Source organism: Amycolatopsis sp. NPDC114484 (assembly GCF_055633755.1).
The window spans coordinates 1-25,552 of sequence record NZ_JBVKDQ010000027.1; the positions used below are offsets into that span (position 1 = coordinate 1).

Genomic DNA, 25,552 nt, shown 5'->3' on the forward strand with positions numbered 1-25,552 from the left:
CTACGAACGCAAACCCAGCCACTACCTCGCCTTCCTCGCCCTCGGCGCCGCCATCACCTGCTACAAGAAACTCACCAAATGAGACATGCTCTAAGCGTTCGTTGGCGACGGGCGCAAACGTCGGAGCGGCACAGGCCAGCGGCCCTTGTTCCAGAGGGCGCGGATCGCGGTCGATATTGGAAAGGTCGCCTGGTACCGCAGCGGGCCACAATGGCCAGTCGGCCTTCGTGGCCACATGCCCGTTGCTGCCGTTGACAGTCGGCGGAACAAGCATGGCCGTATGAGTGGTAAGCCGGGTCGTGGCCGTCAGATCGATCTCCGCGATCGAAGCGAGCGGAAGGTCGAATGATTGCGCACCGGCGGCAGCAAGTTTTCAGGCGCGTCGACGTTGACGGCACCAGCCAGATCATCAAGCTCAACGAACGATCGGCTGTCGCCGATCACGGTCGCGTCGGCGCGAACTTCCACGATCGGCTCGCAGACGCCGCCTCATCGTGTCGTGGCCTCTCGCGCCGCGCGCCGGAATCCAGTTCAGCTGCCTTCGGCGATCAAGCGCACGACGCGGGCCAGCACCGCCGGGACCACGAGGACCGCTCCCGTCCTGCAAGGTTCACTTCTTCCGCGCCCGCCTCTTTCGACCGGGCGGGTGCTGATCACGCCGGACTCGATCGCGCCTGGCACTCCGACCGCGAAGTTCACATCGGCGCAAGCCGCCAAGCGTTACGGGCGTGCGCGGACGCTATCCGGCGCCGAAGTATCACCGGCGGCAGCCTGGTCGGCATCGCCCGTCGGTCGCGAAGAACCTCGGCGATATCGCCCAATCGGTCGACTGCTCTGGAGCAGAGTCGGTGCCCAAATTCAAATGGGGTCACGGTCTGCTCTAGGATTGCTCCAGCTACTGAACGGTAGCTGAATTTCGGCATCGTAAACCTCAAGATCCGGCAGTACGAAAAAACCGCCCTGCCTGGACCTTTGGATCCCACGGGCGGTTTTTCGTCACTGTGGAGCTAAGGGGACTCGAACCCCTGACCCCCTCACTGCCAGTGGCCGGGGCGCGTCCCTGACCTGCAGTTATCGAGAACCTGCAGAACGGGCGCCGCAGTTGACCGCATCTGAGCGCGGTTCAACGGTGTTCGGCGTCATTGGAACCATGGCCCTGCTCCAGATCTGCTCCAGGAAAATTCGCATGAATGCGCATGCGCATTCATGCCCACCGTGTTGTCTCGCGGTGCGGGTGTGTTGTCCAGAGCCTGGGGTGACGAGGAAGGCCGGGATCGGTCGTCGGTTGTGATCGACGATGTCGGCCCAGGTCGAGCGGGGAAGCACATCGGTGACTTGCGCCGCAAAGTGCGGCCGGCCGGTCATGCCCCCGCTCGCGCGGGGAGTGCGATGCCGCGGTGGCGACTCAGCCGATCGCGCTGGGACCACCCCGCACGCGCGGGGAGAACTGGGACATGACCAGTCCGCAACGGACCGGGCAAGGACCACCTCCGCACGCGAGGTGAAGACAAGACGATGGTGCCGACCGATCGGGAGCGCGAGGGACCACCCCCGCTCGCGCGGGGAGAACTGGAGCGGGGGCTTCGGCCTTTCTGGAGGCAGCGGACCACCCCCGCTCGCGCGGGGGGAACACTTCTTGACCTGGGAGTTTACCTGGCGGTTGGTGGATTTTCATTCGCTTGTGCTGAGTCCGCGCGAGGAAGACGCACGATCGTGCGGCGCGCTGCGGTCGCGGGGCGGACCACCTCCGCTTGAACAGCGGAGGCAGGGATGCGGACAGGGTATTGCAGTGTGTGGTCAAGGTCGGGCAGTTTGGGTGGTGGCGGCGCGCAAGGCTTGTGGCTCTAGGTCCTCGTTTTGCCTGCCAGCTGTTGGGTCGGGCCTCGGTCTCTGAGATCGGCGACGGTCTTCCGCTGATCGGTCTCGTTGGTGCGGATCGGCGTGCAGCATCGGGCGGCGGACGCAGGCTTCTCTGATCTAACGGCACACGCTGTCGGGTCCTAGGCCGGTCAGTGGATAGCCGTGTTAGCGGTCGGCCGGGTTCCGAGTCGAAAGCCCGAACGTGCGAGCTGCGGTGGAACACGCTCTGCACAAGGGCGCGGTGGTCGTGGCGGCAGCAGGCAACACGTCCCAGACAGGCCCCTCGGTCGGATACTCGGCGTCGTTCCCCGGCGTAGTCGCCGTGACCGCGGTCGACGTCGACAAACGCTTCTGGCCCGGAAGCGCATCAGGGCCGCAGGCGGTCGTGGCCGCACCAGGCGTGGACATCCGATCGGCGAACGATCATGGAGGCTATCTTCGCAGCGACGGCACGAGTCTCGCCGCGCCCTACGTGACCGCGACGGCCGCACTTCTGTGGTCGAAATACCCCGAGCTGACCGCAGGACGAATCATTCGCCAGCTTATCGACACCGCGGACTCCCCGAGTTCCGGTCGGCATGACGACCAGCTCGGCTTCGGCATCGTCGATCCGCTGCGTGCGCTGACCGCGCCGGTTGCCGCTGACTCGGGATTGCCGTCGGGCAGACCGGCACCAGCCAGTGCGACGTCCTGGCGGTGGTACGCCGTCGGCGGTGCAATTGGCGTCGTGCTCCTTGTTCTGCTCGGAGCTGTCGTGCGGCGCAGGCGACGAGCTGGAGCTTAAGGCTGGTCGTGTGATTCAGGGGCCACGCTGGCTGGTCGACCGAGCGGGCGTCTCGATCTGCGGGTGAGCGTGCCTGCCGTCGCCCTCGGCTCCCGCGCGGAGCCCCGCTCGAGCGGGAAGATGTCGAGACAGAGGGAATCGGCGCGGTCGCAGCGACTACCCCTGTTGCCTAATGAGAGCAGCAGTCCGGCGAGTATCGCGGAGAGGATCTTGCCTGCGGGCCGCGCGGCCACTCTGACCAGGAATTTCGCTGCCACATCGGTGATCGGATCGAAAGTCACGGCACCGATGACTGCTGGCGGATGACCTCACCCGCATCGGTCGGAATGCAGGTTCGGATCGGCCGGATGGCTGATCCGCAGCTGCGCCGTTGTTACACATTCACTTCCCGTACCACGAGATCGTAACGATTGCCTGCCATGGGAAACGCTCGTCCTGAAACTGGCGACCACCGAAGAAAGCGGAAGTGCCGAAACTGTCGGTGGCCGGGGTTACCGTCTCGGGGAGGTTCGGGTCCGGCACGGGGAGGGTATGTGAGCGAGGTCGTCGGCGAACACGCCCGGGTGCGAGATGCCCTTGAACGGCCCACGCTCCGGCTGCTGGACGGCAAGTGGGCGGCGTTCCGGGTAGCGGTTTTCCGGTGTTCCTTCTCCCGCGATCGTCGTTCGGTGCAAGCCGATCGGCTGCACGTGCAGGTCGACACTCTGCTCGACGAATTGCAGGGGAACGGCGTCGATGTGCCACCGAACACGACTGGACGATCGTTGTGCAACTCGTGGGTGAACGACCAGTGGTTGTTCAGGGACAACGCTCAGGACGGAAGCCTGGAATATTCGCTGACTTCGTTCGCCTTGGAGGCGATCGACCTCGTACAGAGCATGTCCCGAGATCGAGTGCTCGTATCGGAGTCGCGGTTGACGACAATCCTTGACACGGTCCGAAGATGGGCGCTCGAAGCCGCGCCGGACGCCGATGCACGCATCGAGCGGTTGAACGCGCAGATCCACGAGCTAGAAGCCGAGCGGGACCGACTGCAAGCGGGCGGTGAAGTGGCCGCCGCGTCCGACGACCGGATGCTGGACGGCTACACGAACCTCATCGACCTGATCGGGCAACTACCTTCGGACTTCAAGCGCGTCGAGGAATCGGTGCTCGACATGCACCGCAAGATCCTCAGGGACTTTCGCGACGAGGACCGTGCCGTCGCCGAGGTGCTCGACGAATACCTGCGCGACCAAGACGAGCTGGTGAAGGCGACTCCGGAAGGTCGGGCGTTCGATGGAGCTTTCGTGCTGCTGCGCGACGACGTGCTCCTGCTCGAGCTGCGGGAGAACGTCCAAGTGATCCTCGCGCACCCCGCGGCCGCCGTTCTCGAGACCCAGGACCTGAGCGAGATCCGTGGTGCGGAGGCGGTGATCCGGCAGGGAACCAAGGACGTGCTCGCGCAGCGCCGGCGGCTCACCGCGACGCTGAAGGAGCACATCGTGAACCACGACGTCCTCCAGGAGCGTGAGCTGGGGCGGGTGCTGCGCGGCATCGACCGCGAACTGGCGACGTGGATGGAGACAGCCGGGCCTCGGGCGACGGTCCCGGTCGGGCTCCTGCCGCCGACCGCGAAGGTCGGTCACTTTCGTGAGCGCTTGTGGGATCCGGCCTCGGCAGCGCCACCCCCGCCGTTGGAAGAGGCCGAGGAGGACGCCCCGGAACCGCCGACCGTCGAGGAGCTGCGCTTGCGAGGCGGTCCGTCCTTGGAAGAACTGCGGCTCGCCCTTGTCGACGCGTTCGCGACCGGCGATATGGGCACCGTCGGCCGGATGTTCAACGAGCTGCCGGCGCGCCTGCGCCGGCCTGTCGAGGTGCTCGGGCTCCTGCACGTCGTGAACGGGGTTGGTGCTCTTCGGGACGACGCCGGTCCGGAAGTCTTCGAATCCATCCGCCCGGACGGGAATCGACGGAACTTCCTGGTGCCTGCCATCACGCTCACCCCGGACGAGGTGGCGACACTCGATGGCTGGTCGCTCGAAGGAGCCGGCGATGAGTGACGAAACGGCCGACTCTTCCGGGGCGGAGTTCGACGACGACACCGGCTTCATCGACGAACCCGGCGACGCCGTCGAGCCAGAAGAAGGCGAGTCGACGTTCGCGCTTTTCGAGGGGGACACGGGTGGGCTCTCGCTCGCTCAGCGCCGAGCCCTGGTGATCCTGCTCAAGAACCGGTTCATTTCGGCCGCGCAGCACCCCGCGGAATGGCGGGTCATCCGCGAGGATCCCGCGCCGATAAAAGCCCGCCTGAACGACCTATTCCTGGACCTCCACCTGGACCGGCACTTCGAAGTCGCGTTCAAGCGGCAGGCGGTCGCGGAAGGCGGCGCGAAGGAGTTCCCGACGCTCCTGCATGACACGGCGTACACACGGGAAGAGACGATCATGCTGGTCTTCCTCCGGCATCGGTTCCAAAGTGAGCAGGCTGCTGGGCACGACGACGTCACCATCGAGCGGGACGAACTCGTCGCCCACGTCGCCTCGTTCCGCCCCGCCTCCGCGACCAACCGGTCCGGTGATGAGGCAAAGGCCGTCAACGCGGTTGAAAGCCTCCTCAAGGCGAAGGTCCTCGCGCGGACCAACGACTCCACCCGCTTGCGGGTCTCCCCGGTCATCGCGGTGCTGCTGCCGCTGCCCCGGTTGCACGAGCTGTGGGAATGGCTCATCGACGAGAACCGCGCCGATACCGCCGTGACGGAGAGTGAGGTGACGTCGTGACGGCAGATGCGACCCAGCCCTCGGTCCGGTACCTGCCCGGAGCCGGCGAGGGAACGCCGCAGTGGAAGGTCGAGACGCTGCAGCTGGTTAACTGGGGTGGGTTCCACGGCCACTGCACCGTCGAGTTCGCGAGCACCACGACGCTGCTCTCCGGTGCTTCGGGCACTGGTAAGTCGACGCTGCTCGACGGCTACATCGCGCTGGTCATGGACGCGAACACGCCGTTCAACGGGGCGTCGAACGACGCCACCGTCGGCCGGGCGCGCAGCGCCGACCAACGCAGCCTGGTTTCGTACCTGCGAGGCAAACTGGACACCGGCCGGGACACCGGCACCGGCGAGCTTTCCGACCAGGTTCTGCGTGGTCGTGACTCGGCAACCTGGGGCGCCCTGGCGGTGACCTTCATCGACGACAGCGAACGCCGCTACACCCTCGCGCGGCTGTTTTACGTTCCGCGGTCCGCTGCACGAGACAGCGATCTGACCCGCAAGATGTGCACCATCGACGGTGCCATCGACCTGCGGGAACTCGAGCAGTTCGCCGAGGGCAAGTTCGACAAACGTGCCGTGACCGCCCGGTTCCCGAACTTGAAGATGCACGAATCCTATGGCGCCTTCTCCCAAGCGTTCTTCACGCGGCTCGGCATCGGGGCTCAGGGCGACGGTGCCAAGGCCGTCCGGCTGCTTGCCCGGATTCAAGGTGGGCAGCAGGTTCGCACCGTCGACGACCTGTACAAGTCGATGGTCATCGAGACACCGGGAACCTACCAGGCAGCCGACGCGGCGATCGGTCACTTCAAGGACCTCGAAGACGCCTACGAAGCCATGGCGACTGAGGCGAAGAAGGCGGAGGCCCTTGCGCGGGTGCCAGAACTCTGCGAGGAGCGGGAAAAAGCGCTGGCGGACGCCCGGCTCATCGACACCTTCGGGATACACCGCACCGGGGACAGCCCGTTCGAGTTGTGGAAGCTGGCTACCGAGGACACCTTGCTTGAGGAAGCCGAAGACGACCTTCGCGACCAACGCAAGCGAAAATCAGAACAGAAGTCCGTTGCGGAGAAAAGGGAAGCGCGTCTTCACAAGGAGAAGCTAGCCGTCGAAGCCGACCTCGGTGACAACGAATCTCAAGCGACGCTCGAGCGGATCGATGCGGACGTCGCTGTGCTGGAGCAGGATTTCCTGGCTGCCGAAGTACATCGCGGCAGCTTCGACCGATCGACGGCCTGTCTCGGCGCGCGGATCGACACGGAGGCGGAATTCGGAGCGGCGCAGGAGCGAGCGAATGACTTCCTTGCCGGGTTCGGGTCTGCGCTTGAAGCAGTCGAGGAACGCCGAAGGGCGCTTTACACCGACCTTTATGGGCCTAGCAACGAGAAAAAAGAGCTCGGCGAAGAGCTCAGGTCACTGCGGGATCGCGACGGCCGCATGGACCGGGGCCTGCACGACGCTCGGATGCTCATCGCCGAAGCGACCGGCATCGATCCGAAGAACCTCCCGTTCGCCGGAGAGCTCATCGACGTCCGGCCCGAGCACAAACAGTGGCGGAAGGCCGTCGAAACGACGCTGTTCAGCGTCGCCCGGATTCTGCTCGTCGACGTCCGGCACCTCGACCGGATTTCCCGCCTGATCGACGGCGTCCGACTGCCGCGGCGGGTTAACTTCGAAGGGATCGACCTCGCGCAGTTCGAACCGGAGAACATGGACCCGCGGTTCGTGTCGGGCAAGCTCGCCTTCAAGAACACGCCCTTTACCGCTTGGGTGCAGGACCGCATCACCGCTTCGAACACCGATGCGCTGTGCGTCGAAACCGCGGAAGAACTCGGCGGCGGGGGACGCCGGGTCACGGTCAATGGTCAGACCCGGCAGGGTCGTTCCGGTGCTCACGGTGAGCTCAACGCCCCGTACGTGATCGGCTTTTCGAAGGAAGAGCGGGTCGCCGAGATCAAGCTGCGGCTCGGCGAGCTCGAGGACATCCTCGACGGAATGGACCGGCGGCGCCAAGCCGTGGACATCGAGTTCAACGGCCTGCACACCGCGAAGGCAGCACACGAGCTCGTGCTGGCGACCGCGTGGCGCAGTATCGATCCGGACAGCATCCGGGCGGACATCGAGCGGCTTCAGGAGCAGAAGAAGCGTCTTCTCGAGTCGGACGACGCGCTGCGGGCGCTCAACGAGGAACTCGAGCGCCTCAAGTCCGCGTTGACAAACGCCGGCCGGGAAATCGGTGCACTCGGCGCTGAACTCGAAAGACTGGAAGCCGAGCGCGGCAAAGTCATCAAGCGCAAGGACCACGTCGTCGACGAAATCCAGCGCATCGAGCGGGACCAGGTCGTCACCCTGACCGAAGAACAGGCCGAACTGCTGACCGCCGAGTTCGCGCTGGTCGCGACAGTCGGTGACCGCGCCGGATTCCAAGTCGGCGCCGGACGGCTGAAAGGCAAGCTCGCCGAGCGCGGCAAGGGTGCCAGGGGGAAAGCGGACAATGCCGAAAGATCGCTCGAGGAGACGTTCCGGAATTACCTTGGACGGTGGCCCGACCCCAGCCTCTCGGCCTCCGTGGAGGACCATGTCTCGTACCGGCGCATCCTCGACGCGATCACCGGGACCGGATTGCACGAACGCCGGCGGGAGTGGACGAAGCGGCTCACCGACTGGTCCGGCCAGGACCTTGTGCCGCTCGCCGGCGCCTTCAGCCTCGCGGTCGAGGACATCCGTAACCGGCTCGAACCAGTCAATGCGATCCTCGCCCGGCTCCCGTTCGGGGCCCACCGGTACCGACTCAAGATCGATCTCCGGGAGCTGCGCCGTGACGATGTAGTCAAGTTCAAGAGAGAACTCAGCGTTCTTTCCCGGGCGGACACTGACACTTTCAGCGACGAACAGGTCCAGAACTGGTTCACCCGGCTTCGCCGCTTCATGCGGCACATCCGCACCGACGCCCCTGGCAAGTCCCACCGCGACTATTTTCTCGACGTGCGCAAGCACATCGAGATCACCGCGGTGTCCTACGACGACGAAGGTCGCGAACGGTCGACTTACGCGGCTCTCGGGGGTAAATCCGGCGGGGAGACCCAGGAGCTGGTCGCCTTCATCGTCGGAGCCGCGCTCCGGTTCCAGCTGGGCGACGAAGCCCATGCCCGCCCGCGGTTCGCGCCGGTGTTCCTGGACGAAGGGTTCGTCAAGGCCGACAGTGAGTTCGCCGGGCGGGCCGTCGACGCGTGGAAGGGGCTTGGTTTCCAGTTGATCATCGGCGCGCCGTACGGCCAGTTCACCGCACTCGAACCGCACGCCGACCACGTGCTCTACATGGCAAAGAGCGCCAGCGGCTATTCGTCGGTGAAGGCACTGCCGCCGACGACCCGCCGTGCCGTGCGGGCGCTGGCAGCGGAGGAGTCCGCGTGAAGGCGCCCGCTGCCGTCGCCGGTGACATTCGCAGGAGACTCGGCAACACGTGGGCCACCGACCTCACGGGGACGACCGTGTCTTGGCCGCACCGTTTTTCTCTGGGGACGACTACGAAGACCGTCCTGGAGAACGAGTGGCAAACCACGTATGAACCGCTGAGGCGGGCGTGGCGCGAATGGGTGAGCGGTCGCCCGGCTCGACTGCTCACGGCTCCGAAGCGCGTGTACAGCACAACGCAGGACATCCCCACCCACGTCGAAATCGATTCGATTGAGGCGGCGGCCTCGGTTGCCGGGGACGGCTGGGACGTCAAGCTGAGCCGGGCTCGAGAACGGCTTGCGCGTTTGATCGACGCGTTCCCGGCGTCGGAGAACCTTGCCACTGTGATCCGGGCCGTGCACGAATACAGTGACGTCGATTTCGACCTGCTCCAGACCGTCGCTCGCTGGTTCCAGGTGAACGACGCGGCGGGGCTCACCCCGCGGCAAGTGCCTGTGCCCGGGGTGCATGCCAAGTGGTTGAACACTCATCAGTCCTTGATTACGGCGCTCAGCTGCAAGGAGGGACTTGGCCTTCTGCCTCCGCATCCGGCTCGTATCCACTTCACCTATCTGGACCCGGGATACCGCAAGCTGGGTAGGCGTCGCTACGACAGCGCGACGGTCGGCGACGCTTTCGCGCCGACCTACCGCCCGGAGGTCGTCGTGATCTCCGAAAACAAGGATACCGCCCTCAATTTCCCGCCGGTCGAGGGCGGTATCGCAGTGGAGGGCGACGGCTTCGGCGGCAAGACTGCGGCGGCGTTCCCTTGGCTGACCGGCGCGCCCCGCCTCTGCTACTGGGGTGACATCGACACGCACGGTTACGAGATCCTGAACGGCTGGCGCGAGGATGGCGTCGAGGTTGGCAGCATCTTGATGGACCGGGCGACTTACGAGACTTACGAGCGATTCGGCACCGACACAGACAAGAAGGGCGTGCCGTTGAAACCGGCCATTCCCAAAGCCTTGCCGCTGCTCACGCCGGGGGAACGCGAGGTCTACGAGCTGCTGTTGCGCCCCGACCTGCGCGGTCATCGGCGGATCGAGCAGGAGCGCCTACCGCTGTCGGTGGCTGCTGATGCGGTAGCGGAGCTGCGTGGAATAGGGCGGACTCGATCGACCTAGACCCGTCGTCGTGCCTGACCGACGAGCACCAAGCCAGCTCCAGGCCATTCGGGACTTCGTCGGGAGGTGGGGCTGACCCGTTTTGACGGACGGGGTCGTTGAGGTGGTCAGGCTATCCGGTGGGTGGATTCGTAGGTGTTGGAGCTGGGTAGCCGAGGCTAGGAGGCAGCCGGCGGGTGTTGTGCCAGCCTTCGATGTAGCCGAAACCGCCTTGTGCGCGGCAACCCGGGTAGGCCGGCCGCGCCGATCGATCAATTCCGCTTTGATGGTAGCGAAAACTATTCGGCGACGGCGTTATCCCAGCGCTGTCCTTTACGCCCCCGCCGACAAACGTACGCCGTGCTCGTCGGCGAGAGCACCGAACCGACGGAAGCCCTCGACCAGATCCGCCAGATGCTGGAATCCGATCCGCGGTACAGCGTCCGCCATGAACTGGAACGGGGTCCCAGCGAGTAGGCCTCCTGGAGTATCGCTCAAGCCTTCAATGACGCGCTGGAACTGCCTTTATGCAAGCGGCAGCCGGGCGGACGGGCGGCGGCTGACGGAACGACGGGTGTCGCCAGTCGAACTAGGGGCGATTTACTGTCGATTTTGGCCACAGATTGAGGGCGATCGAGATCGAATCAGGGCATGAACTTTTGCAAACGTTCCAGCTGGGATCGAATGGCATCGAATCGAAATTGTTTGCAACAATTAACCGGAGGGTTCTTGGTTCGAGTCCAGGCGGGGGAACAAAGCCCAAGGTCAATGACTTGGGCTTTTTTCCTACCCGTAAGTAGGGGCGATTTAGTGTCGATTTTGACGGTCGTCCAAGCGGTCAGCTGTCGGGGCCGCTGACGGCCGACTGTGGTAGCCGGTGGCAGTTCGGGGCCGTGGGGCGGCGACGCCGCGTTGGCCGCTGGCGGTACTGGCGTGGCTACCCCCCGCTCGACATGTCGACTCGTCGCTCGGCGTGTGCATGCGACGTTCGTGGCAGCTTCGGTTTGCTGATCGAGTCCTGGAACGGTGCCAGGCGTGCACGGTCAGGCAGCCGGTCTCGTGCGGGTCTGCGATGCCTCGCTGCGCGGTTCGGGCCTGGAGATCGTCGGGGTCGTCCGCGGACGAGTTGATCAGTGTGGCCTGCGGGTCAAACGTCGCAGCTGTTTGGAAGAACCGGAGACGTGATGAAGCCGTGGATTGTGCGTTGTCCGGAGATCCTGCGCTAGGACGTCAGTCGTCGTGTTGTGCACCGTGATCGGGTGCCGTACAGGCGTGACGATCGAGCTGGCCGTGCTCGGGGAGCTGCGCTTGTCGTGGTGGCATCGCGGCGTGATCCAGAATTCTAGAGCGGAGTTCCGCTCGGCAGCGCGGTCTTCCAGGTCGCTTGGATATAACGGCGTCGGCCTTAAGACCTGGTCTCAAAACTTAAGGGTGTGTCACTGCGTAACCTGCCGGTCCTGGTCGTCGATCGTGGGCAGTCGTGGCGAGGACGACGCAGCAGCGGCGGGTCGAAGACCGGCTCTGGGAGCTGATCGAACCCCTGATCCCGTCCCGACCAGCGCCGCGCGGGCCGGGTGGGCGGCCCCGGATCGATGACCGTGCTGCGCTAGAGGGGGTCTTGTTCGTGCTCGACACCGGCTGCCGCTGGCGAGACCTACCTGAGCAGCTCGGATGCGGTTCCGGGCACACCGCGTGGCGGCGGTTACGTGAGTGGCAGGACGCCGGCGTGTGGGACCGGCTGCACCAGCTCGTGCTCGACGAGCTGTCTAACATCGACGAGCTCGACTGGACCAGAGGCTGCATCGACGCGGTGTCGGTGCGGTCGGAAAGGGGGGCGAGCTGACCGGCCGCAGCCCCACTGACCGGGGTAAAGCCGGCTCCGAATACCACGTTCTGTGCGACGCGAACGGGCTACCGCTGCACATCATGTTGTCGGCGGCAAACACCCACGACAGCATGCTGTTCGAGCCGCTGCTGGACACGAACCCGACCGTGCGTGGCCACCACGGCCGGGCGGGCCGGCCTCGATGCCGACCGGACAAGCTGCACGCCGACAAGGGCTACGACTACCGCCGCTGCCGCCGCTACCTGGCCCGCCGCGGTATCAAGGTCCGTATCGCCCGGCGCGGGATTGAGGGCAAGTCCCGCCTCGGCCGGGTCCGCTGGGTCGTCGAACGCACCATCTCCTGGCTGCTGCGGTTCAAACGCCTCGAGCTGCGCTACGACCGGACCGAACGCACCACGCTGGCGCTACTCACGCTGGCCTGCACCGTGATCAACGTCCGTCGGCTCATAAAGATCGAGCTCTGCGACCAGGTCTAACGCATCCATTCACTCGTTTGGGATACATCGGTAGCTCTGTGTCGTTGGGTGGGGGTGACTGGTGAGCTTCTGAGCGCGGAGCAGGTCCTCGGGTCGGCACGGGGCCCCCGTCACCACGAGGGAGATCGATCTCCTGGAGGAGACTGCAGCCGCGTTGCTGACGGCACTATCGACGGGGATGAACGAGCACTCTCGTCGGGGAAGTGATCAGCCATCGGTGGGGCCGCCTCTTCAGAGGCGTTCGATGCGGTCGGCCTGCGGGCCCCGGTCGCTCTGACGCACCGCGTACCGGACCCGGTCACCCTTCTGCAGCGGCTCCGACCCCATGATCACGGACGCGTGGGCGAAGAGATCGTCGCCGCCTGCGTCCGGGGTGATGAAGCCGAAGCCGCGGTCGTCGTCGTAGCGCGCGACGACGCCCTCGCCGCCTCGTGCGGGCACGTCCCGCGCCGCCGGCCCTGCGGCCGCGGCAGGTGCCGGCCGCTGCGGCGCCGTCTGGGGCTCGGCGCCCCGGACCAGGTGCACGTCGCGGGCCTGCGGGCCCTTGTCTCCACTGGCCACCTCGTAGGCGACGCGGTCGCCCTCCGCGAGCCACGTCAGCCCCTCGGTCAGGGCCCGGGCGTGAACGAAGACGTCCCCGGCGCCGGAGTCGGGGTTGATGAAGCCGAAGCCCTTGTCCTCGTCGTACCAGGCCACCGTGCCGTCGGCACCGTCCGCGTTACCAGCCGCGGCGGGTGAGCCGGCCCCTGCTCCCAGCGGGATCACGTGCCCGGCCTGCGGGCCGCGCTCGCCTTCGACGATCAGGAAGGCCACCCGCTGCCCCTCGGTGACCACGCCGCCGGTCACGATGGCGGAGCTGTGCACGAAGATGTCGGCGCCACCGCCGTCCGGCGACGCGAAGCCGTACCCCTTGCCCGGCTCGTACCAGTTGATGGTGCCGAGCAGGCCCACGGCGCTGCCGGTGGCCGCATCGGCGGTGACGCGAACGCGCAGCGCCTGGGGACCGCGGTCGTTCTCGCCGACCTCGAACGCGACGGCCTGACCCTCGCGGAGCAGTTTCGCGCCGCCGTCCCCGACGATCTCGGAGGCGTGCACGAACACGTCCGGCGAGCCGTCCTCGGGCGCGAGGAAGCCGAAACCACGTTCGGCGTCGAACCAACGGACGGTTCCTTGCGGCATCAAAGGCTCCAGGTCGAGAGGGCGGGCACTGGCCCCCAGTCTCCCTGACAGACCTCCGGTCCGTCGGGCCGGGCCCACAGGCGGGCGGTGCGGAGCCAGGGGCGGGCCGTTGGTTCACCTAGCGACACGCCGAGTTTTGAGACCAGATCTAAGGAGCCGAAACTGTGCGTTCCGAATACGGGGTGGGTCTTTTCGACGTCTCAGCGACGACTGTCGCGACAGATTCTCGACGGGCTGTGGCCCTGTTCGTGAATTCAGTCGACGAGCAGGAAGGTTCTCGTAGTGATGTCGACGTGCGAGAGTTCGGCTTAATCGACGGCGGAAACATCGTTTCTCGCATTAACGGGCATGGAGGAAGGGTACGGTGACTGGCATGTTCGACTGCATTATTCGAAGAACCGTCGGGAGATAGTTCGCGGCAGTGCGTCCGGCGAGTTGTTCAGCGGGCTACACGTCTTGCGGCACTGCCCCAGGCTGCGGGGAACCGTGTTGGACGGGCAGTTCTGACCTGCGGGAACAGCACTGCTGACCCTCTCACTGCCAGTCTGGCCCGGGCAAGCCTCTGACCTGCAGTTATCGAGGGCCTGCTGGTCGGATGGAGCAGTTGTCCTCTGATCAATGCGGTTCACCGTCGTTGAGCGCAGTCGGAACCGACGCCTTGCTCCAGATCTGCTCCAGGGAAATTGGTGAGAAACGACGCTGGCCGCTTCCTGAGGGGCGAGCACCCTGACTCCCGTCCTGCGTCGGTGCCTGGTTCAACTGTGGGTCGTGCGTTCTATGGCCGTCGATACTGCTTGGCGTTGCTGATCGGTCAGTGTGCAGGAGTGCAGAAGGGTTCCGTAGAGGTCTCGTGCCTGGTGTGGATCTTTGTCTTCGATGTACTCGATGGCGTCGAGGCGATGAGTGCAGGTCACCGTGTCGTCTTTGATGAACAGCTTGAGCAGAGTCGGTGTATAGCCTTCTCGTTGGTCATCGGTGAGAATGGTTGTTAGCCATCGCGTCGTCGTGAAGCTGCGGAGCAGGCGGTATGCCAACTCTTGGTCGTACCTCGCTAGCTCGCAACATGCCTCGATCTGGTGATCCATTGGGAGTTTGGTGCTGCTGGCGATGAGACGGAGCCCGCGTGCTCGGTCTTCATCGGACACCGAGAACGAGACCAGCGGCGCAACCTTGAAGTTCCAGTCGGAATACATCGGGCTGTCGAGGGTCTCAAAGGTCAACCACTGGATGGCGGCAGCAACGTGACCACCGTGACGGACCAGGCCGGCGATGACGTTTAAACGGTCGTCATCTTCCATGTCGAGATTGATGCTCAGCGCGAGCCGCCGTTGGATGCCTTCGCCCGGTTCGATGTCGTCGAGCGCAGCCGCAGCCTGTGCCTGGACTTCTAGCGGCATGTAGCGGTCGTCCGCGATTGCTGTCAGGGCGTTGGCTGTTCGTTTATCGAGGTCGTAGTGCTCGAAGTGCTCGATGACGACGGTGACGGCGCTCGGGTAGGCCTCCAGGATGGCTGCGATCGCGGAGTCCGCGTCGCCGGTTCTCTCCACAAGGAGTTCTAGAGGTTGGAGGTTGGCGCTCACGAGCTCTTCGACGCTGTAGTAGCAGAGTTCTCGATCGGCGAGCATGTCGACGAGGTCGTCGGGGGATGGATCGGGGAACGCGCGTAACGCGTAGTGCTCTTCGAACAAGGCGTGGACGAAATCCAGTTGGTCGCCGCTTTTGGTGATCAGCCCGGATCGGAGCAGGACTTCCTCTACAGTCCGATGCCAGTCGGCCGCGAGGGGGGCGGGGGGAATAATGCCGTGAGCTGCGGCCGACTTGATGGTCAGATCGAGGAGACTGGCTTCGGGGTCCTCGAACAGGCGGTGTGTGGCTGCGTCCTCGACCAGTGTGTGGATCTGGTTTTGGAGGTTGTCGGTGACCGGTTCGCCGGATGGTGTCAGGCGGGAGACGAGTCGCTCGGCGAACTTGGCGTAGATCTGGTCGAGGGTTTCCGGGAGTGGTTGCCCCGGGTCGCTGTCGTCCAGCGTGCAGATCATCAGAAGAAGCAGGGGAGACGGGTCCCACCTGCTTCGATCGAGCAGTGCCTTCAGCGCATATGTGTTTCGTGAGCCGAGCTCGGAGGGGCGGTTGCGAAGTTCGAGCCACCGTCCGATGAATCGGCTCACGTCGGCTGAGTCGAACTGCCGCACCTCGTAGTAGGTAAACGGGCCGGGGATTGTGCTTGCACTGCCTGGTCGGCTTGCGATGACGAACTGCATCGCGGACCTGCTGGCCGCTGACTCGGCAGCTCGGATCGCCTCTTGGCGCTGATCGTCGTCGCGCACTTCGTCGAGCCCGTCGATCAGGACCAGCCATCGCGCGGACAACGGTTCGTGGTCGAAGAAGCCCGTGTCCAGTGGCTGGTGCAGCAGACTGCCGAGTCGCTGTTCGACGCCTTCGCGGATCGCCTGGATCAGGGGCTTTCCCGCAGCGAGATCGCGGGCGTGGATCGGTACGGGCATCCAGGGCTGCGGTTCTTTGCCGAGCCATCGGCTGGAGAGGACGGCTCCGATGTGCCGCATCAGGCTTGACTTGCCTGCTCCCGCGGGGCCGGTGACGAACACATGCTCGGATCGCTCAAGTGCTTCCTGCCAGGTGCAGGTCGAGCGGTCAGCTGCCTCAAGCAGTTGCGGCTGGTACAGCTTGTCCAGATCCGGAATCTGATCGACGAATGACCACGGATGCTGGCTGCTCGCTTCCTTGACCGCGGTCAGGTAGTCATGGAACTCAGGGCGGTACGAGTCGCGAATCGTCTCCCTTGCCCAGGTTCGCGCTTCGTCGGTCGTGCGGACTGCGGTGGCCAGAGACCGTTGGTCGAGGTTGAGCCTGCGGTAGGCGATCTCCGCGAAATCCGCCCGAGCCATCGCTTTCGCCAGGCGATTTCCGTCGAAGACTTCCAGCTTGATGTCGTAGTGTGTTTAGCTTCTTCCTCGAGGCGCTGGATCCGAGTAACCTGCAGGTCGGAAGCGAGGAAGGCGTAGACCGCGACAACGCGCGTATCCGCAGCGACCGCGCGGAGGTCAGCTCGGATCTTCTTGACGAGGTCACCTCTGCCGATGGTGCAGATGCCGACGACCTTGTCCGCGACCTCTATCCCCTTGCCTTCCCAGGTGAGGCGCATGTATGACGCAAAGTCCTGGCCGCCGTCTCCTCCGTCGCCGACCGGGCCTGTGGCAGGCACGAAATGACCGCCCAGGGCCGCGTTGGCGAAGTCGAGGCACAACGCCTCGAACTCATGAAACCCGTTGTTGCGGCGTAATCCTTGCAAGCCGTCATAAATCTGCCGCGCCACCTCAGGGCCCAGCGGCCTGTATCCCCCCACCCTCTCAGGCTATCGACTACTGCACGCTCCGTCGATAGCACTTGCCGCAGGACCGGCCAGACAGCTCCTCACCACTGCGGGTTAGGAGCGCGCGGCTGCTCTGGGCTGCTTCCAGGAAGATTCACGGTAGTGCACGTTGGATGAGTCCTTCATTGCGATGTTCGACTCGGTGCTGCCGTTGGCGTGTCTCCGCCTAGGTCGACGAGCAAGGCGAGAAGGCTGCGCGCGACGGCCGGTGTCAAGTCGGGCGGCTCGGTTGGCAAGAGCACCTTGATCTGCTTGTCGCGGCTGTCATCGGCATGGCTCATCAGTACAGGCCAGCGTTTGCAGCAGCTGGCCGCAAGCTCTCGAATGGCTGAACTCCGAGTCGTTCGTACTACGCTTCGAGGGCGGTCGAGGAGACCTGGGCCTGCCGGTGTCGAACTGTGCTGGCGTGCTCGGTGGCGACGAGGTACCCACTGGGGTTCGTTTCTGACGAGCAGCAGCCGCGCGCAACGACGGCCGGCGGGGCCGAAGGACGCTGGGCGGCCGAAGCTTCGGTCGCCCAGCTGCGCGGTGGTTCATGCGGTGCCGTGCTGGTCTGTCGAATCCGCGCTCGGCGCTCCGCCGGCGTCCGCTCCGTCCAGGGCGATCAGTGCTTCGTCGAGCAGGCGCTGGACGGCTGCGTTCAGGGTCGCGCATTCGCTGTCGATCTTCGTCGCCGACTTCTGAATGTGGCGGAGAGTTTCTTGACGGAGTCGATCTTCGCGAGGTGGGTCAGCGTTTCGGTGATCTTGTCCTCGGCGGTGACGATCTCTTGGACTCCCTTGCGCCCGGACGTCGCGATGGCCGTCGTTCGCAGGAGCATGATGGCGGTGCGCAGCAGGTTCGGGTCGTCGGTTGCCGGGTCGAACGCGAGGATGACCCGCTGCGAGTCGAGGACTCGGATGGTCTGGCCGCTGTTCTGGTCGGCGGTGCGGACCAGGCCGAGCGACGCTGCTCCGTCCCCAGTCGCGTTTGGCGTCGTCCAGCACGCGACAAGCTGGCTAAGCTCCTACGGATCATGCCCGCGCTGCTGGAGGAGTCTAAAAGCGTCTGACCTGCGAAGACGAGAACCGTGCTGTGGTTGACTCGGCCGATCGGAGGCGATGCTGGTCAGTGAGCGGACACTGACGAGCGTTTCACAGCCTGTAGCCAGCCTGGGCCAGCACCGTGCCGGAGTGCGTCAGCACGGGACGTCGGGCCCCGTTGGCGCGATGAGAAGGTGCCTGGCGACCTGTCGGCGATGTGGCAGCCGCGCACCCGCTATTCGGGGGCGTCGGGACTCTTCTTTCGGTCTTCGTCGATAAGGTCAGACCTGTGGGAGTCGAGGAAGGCCATGGGGTCCGGACGGCAGTGCCTGAGCCAGGCCAGATCGTCAACGTCCGGGGTGCCAACTGGGCAGTGACCAGTGTGCAGCAACAAAGCCTGCCGCGCAGCGCGCAGGATGACGCGATGCAGCAGTTGCAGCACGCCGTAGGTCTCCAGTCGGTTGAGGACGATCGTCTCGGGGACGAGCTGCGCGTTGTCTGGGAGCTTGAGCCTGGCCGTAGCCTGACGCCGCCCCAAGACCTCCCAGCCGAGATCAAGCCTGAGCGATTCGACAACCCTGCCCGACTGGCAGCGTTTATCGATGCGCTCCGATGGGGTGCAGTGACCAGTGCGGACGACAGCACGCTCCAAGCCCCGTTTCGCTCCGGTGCCAAGATCGAGCCTTACCAGCTCGAACCGCTCGTTCGGGCACTCCGTGCCCCGCGTGTCAACCTCCTCCTTGCAGACGATGTAGGTCTAGGTAAGACCATCGAAGCAGGCCTGGTAATGCAGGAACTGTTCCTTCGGCACCGTGCCCGCACTGCGATCGTGGTCTGCCCGGCTGGTCTGACCTTCAAGTGGCAGGAAGAGATGGCCGAGAAGTTCGGTCTCGACTTCACCATCATCAATTCCGACACGATGCGCGCGGTCCGCCGCAGCCACGGCGTCCATGCGAACCCATTCACTCTCTTCCCGCGCATCATCGTCTCGATGTCCTGGCTCCCGGGCGCCCGCGCCCAGCGTCAACTTCGCGATGCCTTCCACGCCCAGGATCGCTCCGCCTCCCGGTTCGCCTACGACGTCCTCGTTGTGGACGAGGCCCACCACGTCGCCCCGAGCGCGCCCACGCGGCGCGACAAAGCCGGCCGCACCCAGGGGTACGCTGTCGACTCCCAGCGCACCATCGCAGTCCGCGACCTCGCCGAGCGATGCGAGCATCGCCTCTTCCTCTCAGCGACGCCACACAACGGCTACACCGAGTCCTTTACTGCCTTGTTGGAGATGATCGATCCCCAGCGCTTTGTGCGCGGAACCGCGCTCGATGAGAAGGCTCTCGAGGAGGTCGCCGTACGTCGCCTCAAACGAGACATCGAGGGTCGCTTTGCCCAGCGCGAGGTCAAAGCGCTGCTCTATGAACCGACGACAAGCGAGTCCGACGCGTACGAACGGCTTCTAGCCTTCACCAAACGTCGAGACAAGGCTGTCGCCGACAGCAAGCGAAGCCGTACCGCCAAGGACATAGTGACGCTGTTGCTGAAGAAGCGGTTCTTCTCCTCTCCGGTCTCCTTCGCCAGGACTCTCGATGCCTACCGGCAGACCCGCACGGGCAGCCTGCCCGAGGACTTCGACCGCCTCTACGACGAGACCGTCGGGCTTGATGCTGACGAGACCGAGGAGGGAAAAGTCGAACACCCGGAAATGCAGACGCTGCAGAAGACCAAGAACGCCCTGCCTCCGCTCGCCGACGAAGACAAGCAGGACCTTGAATGGCTGAGCGCCTGGGGCCACAGGTACGACGCCCGCCCCGACTCCCGCCTGACGGCGTTGCTCACCTACCTTGAGGTGGTTTGCCGACCGGACGGCAAGTGGAACAACGAACGCGTTGTGGTTTTCACCGAGTACGTCGATACGCTCGACTGGATCCATTCCCTTCTTCGCCAGAAGGGCTGGGAGCCCGACCGCATCGACGTCATTGCAGGGAGCACGGACACCAGGGACCGCGAGCTGATCCGCGAGCGTTTCAACGCAGACCCGGGCAAGGAGCCCATCCGAATCCTGCTTGCCACCGACGCGGCCGGAGAGGGCATCGACCTGCAGAACCACTGCCACCGGCTGGTCAACTTCGACATCCCGTTCAACCCCAACCGGCTCGAGCAGCGGATCGGCCGTGTCGACCGCTACGGCCAGACCCTCGCGCCGGAGATTCGTCATTTCCGGCCCGCCGTAGCCCATGATGACCTGTCAATGGATGTCGACCTCCTTGCGAGGGTAGCCACCAAGGTCTCGCAGATCATGAAGGACCTCGGCTCGGCCAACGAGATCATCGCGCCGGACATCCAGCGTCAGCTCGGAGGTGTCGACGTGATCCCGAAGAAGGCGAAAGCCGAGAAGGATCCGATGCGTGCCATGCTCGCCGGAGGCCGGGGAATGGGTGCCGAACTCACGAGGCTCGCCGACGAGCTCGCAACCAGTCGCGACACACTGCATTTGCGCCCGGCGAACTTGCAGCGGGTCGTCGAGACCGCCTTCGAACTCGATCGCATTCCGCCGATGGAGGAGGTCGGTTCGGACCGCGCCGACGTGCCGGTTTTCCGGCTTCCGTTACTGGATCAGTCCTGGGACCAGGTAACCCGCGGCCTGAGCACGCGGCTCGACCCCGACAACCTCCGGTCGATCGCTTTCGACCCGCAGATCCTCGCGCCAGTCGACGATGGTGGTGACCCGGATGTGGTCTACCAACACCTCGGCAGCCCGCTCTTGCAACGAGCAACCAAGCGGCTCCGCGCTGCTCTCTGGGGCACCGAACGCTCCCTCGAACGCATAACTGCTGTGATTGTCCCTGGCCTCGACGAGTCTTTCGCCGCTGCCGTCACGCGCATGGTCTTGATCGGCGAGGCCGGGCTCCGGCTCCACGAGGAGGTCTTCCTGGCTGGCACTCGCCTCGCCAAGCGCCAAGCAGTGGGCGAGCGGAAGGCCGAGACCCTGTTGGAGCAAGCGCTGGATTCCGGCAGGCTCCAGACTCCGCCTGAGGGCGTCATCCAGCAGCTCGCCGACGCATGGAGCAATGACGGCGCGGACGGCCTCCGCGCCCGAGTCGCCCGTGCTGTCGAGGACCGAGTCGCACGACGCCGGCGCGACGTCGAACAACAGCTCGCCGAGCGCCACCAAGCCGACCGAGACCGGGTGAAGTCGATCTTCGATCGCTTCGGCCACACACTGACTGAGGCGCTGCGCCAGGCGAAGCGCCTCGCCGACGACGACCAGCTGGCCCTCTTCGACGACGAACGCCGCCAGTCCGAACGTGACCTGCGCCAGATCCGCGAGCGTATCGAGGCCCTCGGTGACGAACGTGAACGCGAACTGGCTGCGGTCGACGCCCGGTACGCCGACATCCGACCCCGCACGTTCCACGCCGCGGTGGTCTTCGCGCTCTCACCCGACGACGCCCACCCCGGGGAGGTGACCATTCGATGAGCAAGCGACGCAAGACCGATGTCGACCACTCCTGGCTCGATCAGTTCGAGACCGACGGCCCGTTCCTCAGCTTTCCGGTGGCGAAGTCGGTCTGGCCCGCTGGCGTGGACCGGATCGGGGACACCGGCGACCGTGCCACCACGTTCAAACAGGCCCACACCGAATGGTTGCGCGCCTACGATGCCCGCACCGCGGACAACTGCGACGAGTACGCCGAGATCACCCGCGCTTGGATCGATACGGTCCTCGACCAATTGGCCGACTGGGACGGTCTCCGCGTCCCCGCCGCCGACCTCCCGCCTGTCTTCGAAATTCACTCACCGGGCGAGCAGATTCGCGTTCGTCCGGATGGGGCCCTCAAAGGCCGTGACACCGAGCATGCGGCCCTGCTGCGCATCGTCGAGCCGAGCGACGACCTCCGCGGCCCCGGTCTCGACGGCTGGTCCGCCACCGAGATCGACCGGATGGCCGTGCTCCTCCGCAAGGCGGATGTAGAGATTGGCATCGTGACCGACGGTCGCTGGTGGGCCGTCGTCTGGGCGCACCACGACAAGCCGACCGGGTCTGCAGTCACCGACTCCGCAACCTGGGGCGAAGAACCTCTGGTCCGTGACGCCTTTCTCGCCCTGATCGACCAGAGGCGATTCCGTGCCAAGGATTCGGACGAGCGCCTTTCGAAGCTGCTAGAACGTAGTGAGCTTGAGGCCGAGGAGATCACCGAGGCTCTCGGTACTCAGGTCCGCAAGGCTGTCGAGCTCCTCGTCGGTTCGTTCTCACGCGCTCGCCTGGAGGCGGCGGCCGGCGACGCGGACCCGCTGCCCGAGGGGGCCGACGACGTATACCAGGCTTCGGTCACTGTCATGATGCGCGTGGTCTTTCTGCTCTTCGCCGAGGAACGCGGGATGCTCCCGGTTGAGCGGCTTTACTGGGATTCCTACGCAATCCGTGACGTCCTCGACGATCTGCAGAAGCGCACCGCTTACGGCGAGGAGCTCCTCGACGAGACCTACGACACCTGGCACCGCCTGCTCGCTGTCAGCAATGCCCTGCACAGCGGCGTCAACTACGACGAGATGCGAATGCCCGCCTACGGGGGCAGCCTGCTCGACCCTGAACGCTTTCCGTGGCTCACCGCGACCGACGACAGAGGCTTGCGTATCAAGGTCAGCGACCGAGTCATGCTCCACATTTTGAAATCGGTCCAGGAAGCCGTCGTCCGAGGCGAGCGCCGCCGCATTTCCTTCCGCGACATCGACGTCGAGCAGATCGGTTACATCTACGAAGGCCTCCTCGGGTACACCTGCACGACAGTGGAGAACGAAGTCGTCATCGGCCTTGAGGGAAAGGACGGCGAAGAGCCCGAGATCGACGTCGCCACCTTGCGCGAGCTGTACGACGCCAGCGCCGACGGCAAGTCCTTCGCCGCAGCGCTCCGAGACTGGGTTAAACACGACCAACCGTCCGCGAAGCCGGACACCGCAGTCAAGATAGCCAAGGCGTGCGACGCCGAACTCTCCGACGAGCAACGTGCCGAGGTCGTCCGCCAACTCAACCCCATCGTGAAGGACGACCAGGCCCTCCTCGATTTTCTCGTCGACTGGAGCGGCCTGATTCGGCGAGATTTGCGTGGCATCCCGCTCGTGGTCCCGGTCGGTGGCCTAGTCGTCACCGAGACGCCGTCGCGCAAGCATGCCGGTGCCCACTACACGCCCCGTTCGCTGGCAGAGGAGGTCGTCCAGCACGCCTTGGAACCTCTGGTCTACGAACCGGGACCGCTGCAAGAGAATGACCGCGACAAATGGCGGCTGAAGGGCAGTACGGCGATCCTCGATCTCAAGGTCGCCGACATCGCGGTCGGCTCAGGTGCCTTCCTCGTCGCTGCAGCACGATTCCTCGCTCACCGGGTCGTCGAAGCGTGGACCGCCGAGGACGCGATGTCCAGGGGAGAGAAGGCGAAGCCCGGCCAGGTCTACGAACGCGCCATCCGTGAGGTCGTCGCCCGCTGCCTGTACGGTGCAGACATCAACCCGATGGCCGTCGAGATGTGCAAGCTTTCCCTCTGGCTGGTCTCCCTCGATCCGACGAAACCATTCTCTTTTGTCGATGACAAGGTCTTCTGCGGCAACTCGCTGCTCGGCATCACCGACCTTGCTCAGCTGAAACGCCTACACATCTATCCTGGCGAGAAGGAAAACGACCTCATAACCGAGTTGGTCGATATCGACGCCAAGCTTACCGAGGCGACTCGGCTTCGCCGGGAACTCGCCAGTCCGGTGGCCGAGCATGATCCAATGCGCTCACGGGTTGGCAAGGAACGGCTGCTTCGCCAGTTCCAGGAGGTCACGTCAGAGCTGCGCGATATTGCCGATGGAATTATCGCCACTGGATTAATTCACGGCGGCAAGCCTGGCAGGAAGCTTGACGACTCGTTCGCCGTGCTTGCGTGGGCGCTAACAGCGGCCTTTCCTCAACGTAGCACCGCTGAAGATGTCCGAGCAAAATTTGAAGCGATCCTCAAGGAAGGGTTGACGCCCACGGTCGAAACCGATTATGCACGGTGGCGACCGTTGCACTGGGTTATTGAAGCCCCTGACGTGTTGGTGGATCATGGAGGCTTCGACGCAGTGATTGGAAATCCTCCTTTCCGGGGTGGAAAAAAGATATCCGGCGACTCGGGATCGAATTTTCGAGAATTCCTCGTGAATGTTTTAGCTGAGGGTAGAACGGGTGAGTGTGATCTCGTTGGATATGTTTTCCTTCGGGCGGCTCAGTTGACGGGGAGGGCGGCGTTTATTGGACTTATAGCTTCAGAATCATTGTCGGAAGGTGAAGCGCGTCGGGTTTCTTTGGCGCCAATGCTTGCTGGCGGTTGGGTCATTTTTTCGTCTCAGAAGAGGCGAAAGTGGCCGACTGAAGCGAGTGTCCACATCTCGATTATCTGGGCGACCCGTCAATCACTCGGGGAGGGGGTGTCCTGTCGATGTGATGGAAACCCTGTTGCGAGGATCAACGAGAGTCTGGAGCCGTCGTCCCGGGTCGAAGGCTCTCCTCTTCGTCTCAGGGCGAATGAAAACCTCGGTTTCATGGGGGTGATCCTTTCCGGTCAGGGGTTTGTTCTGGATGGAGACGAGGCTCGAAATCTGATGGAGTGTGAGCCTGACTCTTCCGCGGTGATTCGTCCCCTCGTGTCGGGCGATGTTAATGCGATGTCTGCGCCCGGGTCGTCGTCGTACGTGATCGACTTTGCGGACCTGAGTCTGGAGGCTGTGCAAGCCCGCCACCCCTTGGCGCTTGATCGTGTCCGAAGGTTGGTCAAGCCAAAACGCGATACTGTAAAAAAGCCTCAGTATCGAGAACGGTGGTGGCAGTTTGCCGAGCGCGGGCGCGGGTTGCACCGTGGGCTCGCGACGGTGGAGTCGGTGCTGGCGCTAGTTCTCACGAGAGGCAGCCTAATGCCTCTCCGGCTCCGATCCGGTGCCGTTTTCACAAATTCTTTGGGAGTTTTCGTGCTTGAGGATTTGGCATCGCTCGCGGTGCTGAGCTCGGCGTGTCACCAAAGTTGGGCGATGAGGTGGGGATCGAGTTTCGATGGAGCCAGCAGGTACACTATTTCGGATGTATTTGAGACTTTCCCGCGACCGGATTCGTCCAACCGCCTACAGGCGGTGGGACAGACGCTCGACGCGGAGCGCAGGGCGACCATGTTGCGCCGCGAACTTGGTTTGACCAAGCTCTACGGTTTGGTTAACGACAGGGACGTCCATGGTGCCGCGGACGTCGACAGAATGCGCGAGATCCATGTCGAGGTCGACGAGGCCACTATGGACGCCTATGGTTGGGACGACGTCCCTCTCGAACACGGTTTCCATACCTACCGCCACATGGAACGCTGGACCGTCTCACCTGCAGCGCGTGTTGAAATCCTTGACCGCCTCCTGGAACTGAACCACAAACGCGCGCGCGCCGAGGGACAAGATGTGCCCCACCAAGGGCAACTGTTCGAGGTAGAGGGATGAGGGGAAAACAGCGCAGCGTCGTGAGGCAGTCATGCTCGCCGATTTGATCGGCGCTAACACGGCAGAGCAAGATGCCGTGTTGTCTGTGTCGGTGCATCGGCTGTGACACCGGCGAATACGCCGCGTCGGGTCAGCTGGCGGCCCGGCTGACAGCGCGACTCGGCATTGATGCGCCGGGTGGGTGAGCGGCTCGA

12 protein-coding genes and 1 pseudogene are annotated in these 25,552 nt (G+C 64.5%); 9 read left to right on the top strand and 4 right to left on the bottom strand.

What is annotated here, in order from left to right:
- Together ACZ7SW_RS38995 and ACZ7SW_RS39000 are read right to left on the bottom strand one after the other, a co-directional pair.
- Nucleotides 1–274, bottom strand: a 274-nt coding sequence (locus ACZ7SW_RS38995; protein ID WP_470235388.1) for a hypothetical protein, incomplete at its 3' end; no start/stop codon positions are given.
- A 32-nt stretch (nt 275–306) separates the two neighbouring features.
- Nucleotides 307–468 carry a hypothetical protein gene (locus ACZ7SW_RS39000; RefSeq protein ID WP_470235389.1) on the bottom strand — a complete coding sequence of 54 codons (162 nt, stop codon included), beginning with the start codon at nt 466–468 and terminating at the stop codon, nt 307–309.
- Nucleotides 469–2,056: 1,588 nt separating this feature from the next.
- Here ACZ7SW_RS39000 and ACZ7SW_RS39005 point away from each other — a divergent pair.
- The 6 genes and pseudogenes from ACZ7SW_RS39005 to ACZ7SW_RS39030 form a co-directional block, all read left to right on the top strand.
- Nucleotides 2,057–2,644, top strand: a pseudogene (locus ACZ7SW_RS39005) (S8 family serine peptidase); the annotation flags it as partial.
- A gap of 533 nt (nt 2,645–3,177) precedes the next feature.
- Nucleotides 3,178–4,686, top strand: a complete 1,509-nt coding sequence (locus tag ACZ7SW_RS39010) for a DUF3375 family protein (RefSeq protein WP_470235390.1) — start codon at nt 3,178–3,180, stop codon at nt 4,684–4,686.
- Nucleotides 4,679–5,404 (top strand): DUF4194 domain-containing protein, encoded by a 726-nt coding sequence (locus ACZ7SW_RS39015; RefSeq protein ID WP_470235391.1) that lies wholly within the window; start codon nt 4,679–4,681, stop codon nt 5,402–5,404. The genes ACZ7SW_RS39010 and ACZ7SW_RS39015 overlap by 8 nt, the downstream gene beginning before the upstream one ends.
- Nucleotides 5,401–8,805 (top strand): ATP-binding protein, encoded by a 3,405-nt coding sequence (locus ACZ7SW_RS39020; protein WP_470235392.1) that lies wholly within the window; start codon nt 5,401–5,403, stop codon nt 8,803–8,805. Before ACZ7SW_RS39015 ends, ACZ7SW_RS39020 begins: the two co-directional genes overlap by 4 nt.
- Nucleotides 8,802–9,974: a Wadjet anti-phage system protein JetD domain-containing protein gene (locus ACZ7SW_RS39025; RefSeq protein WP_470235393.1), complete on the top strand. Its 1,173-nt coding sequence runs from the start codon at nt 8,802–8,804 to the stop codon at nt 9,972–9,974. Before ACZ7SW_RS39020 ends, ACZ7SW_RS39025 begins: the two co-directional genes overlap by 4 nt.
- A 1,459-nt stretch (nt 9,975–11,433) precedes the next feature.
- A protein-coding gene (locus ACZ7SW_RS39030) for an IS5 family transposase (protein ID WP_470235394.1) occupies nt 11,434–12,275 on the top strand; the annotation gives its coding sequence in 2 pieces (ribosomal slippage) (nt 11,434–11,779 and nt 11,779–12,275; 843 coding nt in all).
- Between the two features lie 231 nt (nt 12,276–12,506).
- Here the strand turns inward: ACZ7SW_RS39030 and ACZ7SW_RS39035 are convergent.
- Nucleotides 12,507–13,454: a cold-shock protein gene (locus ACZ7SW_RS39035; RefSeq protein ID WP_470235395.1), complete on the bottom strand. Its 948-nt coding sequence runs from the start codon at nt 13,452–13,454 to the stop codon at nt 12,507–12,509.
- Between the two features lie 755 nt (nt 13,455–14,209).
- Entirely contained in the window at nt 14,210–16,360 is a 2,151-nt protein-coding gene (locus ACZ7SW_RS39040; protein ID WP_470235396.1) for an NACHT domain-containing protein, read from the bottom strand.
- A 50-nt stretch (nt 16,361–16,410) separates the two neighbouring features.
- Between ACZ7SW_RS39040 and ACZ7SW_RS39045 the strand changes: the two genes are divergently transcribed.
- The 3 genes from ACZ7SW_RS39045 (at nt 16,411) to ACZ7SW_RS39055 (ending at nt 25,358) form a co-directional block, all read left to right on the top strand.
- On the top strand, nt 16,411–16,623 hold the full coding sequence (locus ACZ7SW_RS39045; RefSeq protein WP_470235397.1) for a hypothetical protein: 213 nt from the start codon (nt 16,411–16,413) through the stop codon (nt 16,621–16,623).
- Between the two features lie 1,533 nt (nt 16,624–18,156).
- Nucleotides 18,157–21,342 (top strand): DISARM system SNF2-like helicase DrmD, encoded by a 3,186-nt coding sequence (gene drmD, locus ACZ7SW_RS39050; RefSeq protein ID WP_470235398.1) that lies wholly within the window; start codon nt 18,157–18,159, stop codon nt 21,340–21,342.
- Nucleotides 21,339–25,358, top strand: coding sequence for an Eco57I restriction-modification methylase domain-containing protein (locus ACZ7SW_RS39055; protein WP_470235399.1), 4,020 nt, complete (start codon nt 21,339–21,341; stop codon nt 25,356–25,358). Before drmD ends, ACZ7SW_RS39055 begins: the two co-directional genes overlap by 4 nt.
- Nucleotides 25,359–25,552: the final 194 nt, after the last annotated feature.